This is a genomic window from Variovorax sp. P4_D9 (assembly GCF_056401695.1).
On sequence record NZ_JBFUIU010000805.1, the window covers coordinates 1 to 3,953 of the forward strand.

Sequence of the window (3,953 nt, forward strand, 5' to 3'; positions counted from 1 at the left end):
CTCAGGGCTATTCGATATGCTCGACTCAGCCAGGTACCTATGCGTGCCAGATCGAGCAATACCAAAACGTCGACGACTGACGCCGTCTCGCGACGAAAGCGCAGTCAGCCGGGTGTGACCGTGCTCGCGCTGCCGACGAGTCCTTGAATCAAGCGCAGCCTCGCCGAAGACCGCAGCCACAGGATTCCGAACCGGCGAGCCTCCGAAGGAAGCGGCAGCGGGATCTTCGCGATGCGCTGGCCGTCCAGCAGCGGCGATGCGATATCCGGGACGATCGATACGCCCAGGCCGCGGTCCACCATCATCGCGATGGCCAGCAGCGAGCTCAGCTCGAAGCGCTCTTGCGGCACGATGCCGGCAGTACGCAAGTAGCGATCCGCCTGCTTGCCGCCGCCCAGATTGCGGTCGTACCTGATCAGGGGCGAGCTGCGCAGGAGCTCGTGCGGATCGCGCCGCGCCAGCCGGCTCGGGGCCAGCAGCACCAGCGGCTCTTCGCGCAACAGCGACCAATCGAAGGTTTTCGGCAGCACGAAGTTGGGGTACAGGCACACCGCCGCATCCAGTTCACCCTGCTGGACGGCCTTGTGCAGCGTCGCAGTGGTGCCCGACTGCAGGAACACCTTGACGCCCGGATGCGTCTTCACGAAGTGCGCCAGGATGTCCGGCAGCACGCTGTGCAGCGCCGTGTTGATGGTGCCGACAAGGAGTTCCCCACCGGCCGCCTCGCTGCCCAGCAGCGCCTTGATGTCACTCACCTCGCGCAGCACGCTTCGTGCCCGCTGCACGAGCTGGTGACCCGCTTCCGTCGGCTGCACCGTGCGGCCGGCGCGCGCCAGCAGGGACGCGTTGAGTTCCCGTTCGAGCGTGCGGATCTGCTGGGCCACCGCCGCAGGCGTGAGGTCGAGCCTGCGAGCCGCCTCCGACATCGAGCCGCACTCCACCACGAGAAGAAAGGTCTGCAGGTAAGCCGTTTCCATAACGATACATTTTCTATGATCTGATCATAGAAAGCATGTGTTTTTCTTTCTTCATGGAAGGCAGACACTGGCTCCATGAGAAGCAAACTGTTTGTACCGGGCACCCGCCCCGAGTTGTTCACCAAGGCGCTCGACAGCGCGGCCGACGGCGTCTGCCTCGACCTCGAGGACGCGGTGTCGGAGTCGCGCAAGGATGAGGCGCGCAACGTCGTGCGGGACCTGCTGCGGGGCGCTGGCGCCACTTCCTTCGGCAAGACTGTGATCGTTCGCGTCAACGCCATGGACACACCGCATTTCGAGCAGGACGTCCTGGCGGCCGTGCAACCCGGAGTGGACCTGATCAACCTGCCCAAGCCCGAGAGCCCGGCTCATGTGTGCAGCGCCGTCGCGGCGATCGAACGTGCCGAACAGGCCAACGGCGTCGGCAAGCCCGTGGGCCTGTTGCTCAACATCGAAACCCCCGTTGCGCTGCGAACCGCGGCCGCGCTGGCTTCGGCCGATGCGCGCGTGGTGGGCCTTCAGCTCGGGCTGGGAGATCTGTTCGAGCCACTGGGCATCGCCCGGCGCGAGCCGGCCGCGATCCAGCAGGCGATGTTCGCGACCCGCATCGCGGCAGGCGAAGCCGGCATCTATGCCTATGACGGCGCATTTGCGGACATCCGTGACGCCGAGGGCTTCCGCGCCGAGGCGATGCTCTCGCGCCGCCTGGGCTTTCTTGGCAAGACCTGCATTCATCCGAGCCAGATCGCCATTGCCAACGAAGTCTTCCGTCCGACGGACGAAGAGATCGCCCACGCACTGAAGGTGATCGAGGCCACGCGCGAGGCGGACGCCAAGGGCGTCGGCGCCTACGTGGTGGACGGAAAGATGATCGACATCCCCTTTGTCCGCCGTGCCCGCGCCATCGTCGCCAGCGCCCGCAGTCTCGGCCTCCTCGCCGGCTGATCTCCCATTTCCCATGACTTCAGAGACAAACATGCCCATGACCCCCTCGTTCTCGCTTCGCAAGCTCGCGCTGGCCTGCTGCCTCGTGCCTACCCTCGCTTTCGCGCAAGGCGCTTATCCGACCAAAGCCATCACGATCGTGGTTCCCTATCCCGCGGGCGGATCGAACGACACCTTCGCCCGCCAGGTTGCCAAGGAACTGGGCGACGAGCTCAAGCAGCCGGTGATCATCGACAACCGTCCGGGTGCCAGCGGGAACACCGGCACCGGGCAGGTGGCGAAGGCCGCGCCGGACGGCTACACGCTGGTCGCGGTGTCGTCCAGCATCACGACGAACGCGGCGGTGCAGCCGAAGCTTCCCTACGACCCGAACAAGAGCTTCGCGCCGGTGGCGATGTTCGCTAAGGGTCCTTTCATCGTCGCTGTGAACAACGAGTTTCCCGCGAAGACGCCGGCTGAACTGATCGCCGCCATCAAGGCCAAGCCCAACCAGTACAACTACGCCTCGTCCGGCTCGGGCAGCGTGAACCAGTTCGGCACCGAACTGCTCAAGGCGCAGGTTGGCAAGCTCGACATCACGCATATTCCATACAAGGGCATGGGTCCGGCGGTGACCGACCTGGTCGGCGGGCAGACGCAGCTGCTGATCTCGAGCGGACCGTCGCTCTTGCCGATGGTGCGTGCCGGCAAGCTGCGCGCGGTCGGCATCACGAGCCTGAAGCCGAGCCCGATCGCGCCGGATCTCACGCCGATGGCTACGGCCGTACCTGGCTACGAATTCGAGCTCTGGTGGGGCCTGCTCGCGCCCGCCGGCACGCCGGCCGAGATCGTCGGCAAGCTCAACAGCGCCGTGAACAAGGCGCTCGCCAAGCCCGAGCTGGCCGCCAACTTCCTCAAGGAAGGCGCGATCGCCGCGCCGCTCTCGCCGGCCCAGTTCGGCAAGGTGATCGCCGACGACGTGGAGCGCTGGAAGAAGCTGGCCAAGCAACAGAACATCACCGCCGACTGAGGACCGCCATGAACGCCGCCGACATCAACGACAAGGGTCTCCCGGCACGCAAGGGCCCGCAAGGGCCGCTGTCCGGCCTGAGGGTGCTCGACCTGAGCGCCTACATTGCGGGGCCCTATGGCTGCTCGCTGATGGCCGACCAGGGCGCCGAGGTCATCAAGATCGAACCGCCCACGGGCGACAACCTGCGCAAGTACCCCTCGACGCTGGAAGCCGAAAGCCGCGCCTTCATCGGCGTCAACCGGAGCAAGCTCGGCGTCGAACTCGATCTGAAACAGCCCGAGGACCATGCCACGCTGATGGCGCTGGTGCGCAGCGCCGACGTGCTGGTGCACAACTTCCGGCCCAATGTGGCGCCGCGCCTGGGCATCGCCTACGAGCAGTTGAAGGTGATCAATCCGCGGCTGATCTATTGCAGCGTCACGGGCTACGGCGAGACCGGTCCGCTCAAGGAGAAGGCCGGCTACGACCAGGTGCTGCAGACCATGACCGGCATGTGCGCGCTGCAAGGTAAGCGCGGCGAGCCCCCGGAGATCCTCTACGGCTCGGTGGTCGACTACTACGCAGCCGCGCTGGTGGCGGCCGGCGTCGCGTCTGCTTTGTACGAGCGCGAGAAGAGCGGCCAGGGCCAGTTCGTCGGCGTGTCGCTGCTGCGATCGGCGCTCACGATGCAGTCGGCGCGCATGGTGTGGGCCGAGGGCGAGCCCAAGGACGTGGGCCGCGACATGCGCTCCGGTGGCATCACCGGCATCCACCCGACGAAGGAAGGCCACATCTACATCTCGGCCAACACCCCGCACTTCTGGAAGGCACTGTGCGAAAAGGTCGGCCTGCCCGATCTGGCGACCGACGAACGCTACGACACCGTGCGCAAGCGCGCGCAGCACGTCACGGAGATCGTGCCGAAGCTGCACCACGCGCTGGCGGCCCGAACAGCGTTCGAATGGGAAGAACTCTTCGGCGAAGCGGTTCCCTGCGCCGCGGCGCGCACGGTCGAGGACATGTTCGACAACGAGCAGGTG

Annotated in this window: 4 protein-coding genes; 3 read left to right on the plus strand and 1 reads right to left on the minus strand. The window is 66.0% G+C overall.

Translation table 11 applies throughout. The features are described from left to right. Window positions 1-104 precede the first annotated feature (104 nt). Window positions 105-977 carry a LysR family transcriptional regulator gene (locus AC1DY5_RS45650; protein WP_478121000.1) on the minus strand — a complete coding sequence of 291 codons (873 nt, stop codon included), beginning with the start codon at window positions 975-977 and terminating at the stop codon, window positions 105-107. 75 nt (window positions 978-1,052) lie between these two features. Between AC1DY5_RS45650 and AC1DY5_RS45655 the strand changes: the two genes are divergently transcribed. From AC1DY5_RS45655 to AC1DY5_RS45665, 3 genes are all read left to right on the plus strand, one after another. After that, window positions 1,053-1,922: an HpcH/HpaI aldolase/citrate lyase family protein gene (locus tag AC1DY5_RS45655; RefSeq protein ID WP_478121001.1), complete on the plus strand. Its 870-nt coding sequence runs from the start codon at window positions 1,053-1,055 to the stop codon at window positions 1,920-1,922. Between the two features lie 37 nt (window positions 1,923-1,959). Next, on the plus strand, window positions 1,960-2,931 hold the full coding sequence (locus tag AC1DY5_RS45660) for a tripartite tricarboxylate transporter substrate binding protein (protein ID WP_478121003.1): 972 nt from the start codon (window positions 1,960-1,962) through the stop codon (window positions 2,929-2,931). 8 nt (window positions 2,932-2,939) lie between these two features. Next, on the plus strand, window positions 2,940-3,953 hold a 1,014-nt coding region (locus tag AC1DY5_RS45665; RefSeq protein WP_478121002.1), incomplete at its 3' end, for a CaiB/BaiF CoA transferase family protein.

What these genes read in the sequence shown, in the direction of transcription:
- AC1DY5_RS45650 (WP_478121000.1), bottom strand. Translation starts at nt 977, where the DNA reads ATGGAAACGGCTTACCTGCAGACCTTTCTTCTCGTGGTGGAGTGCGGC.
- AC1DY5_RS45655 (WP_478121001.1), top strand. Translation starts at nt 1,053, where the DNA reads ATGAGAAGCAAACTGTTTGTACCGGGCACCCGCCCCGAGTTGTTCACC.
- AC1DY5_RS45660 (WP_478121003.1), top strand. Translation starts at nt 1,960, where the DNA reads ATGACCCCCTCGTTCTCGCTTCGCAAGCTCGCGCTGGCCTGCTGCCTC.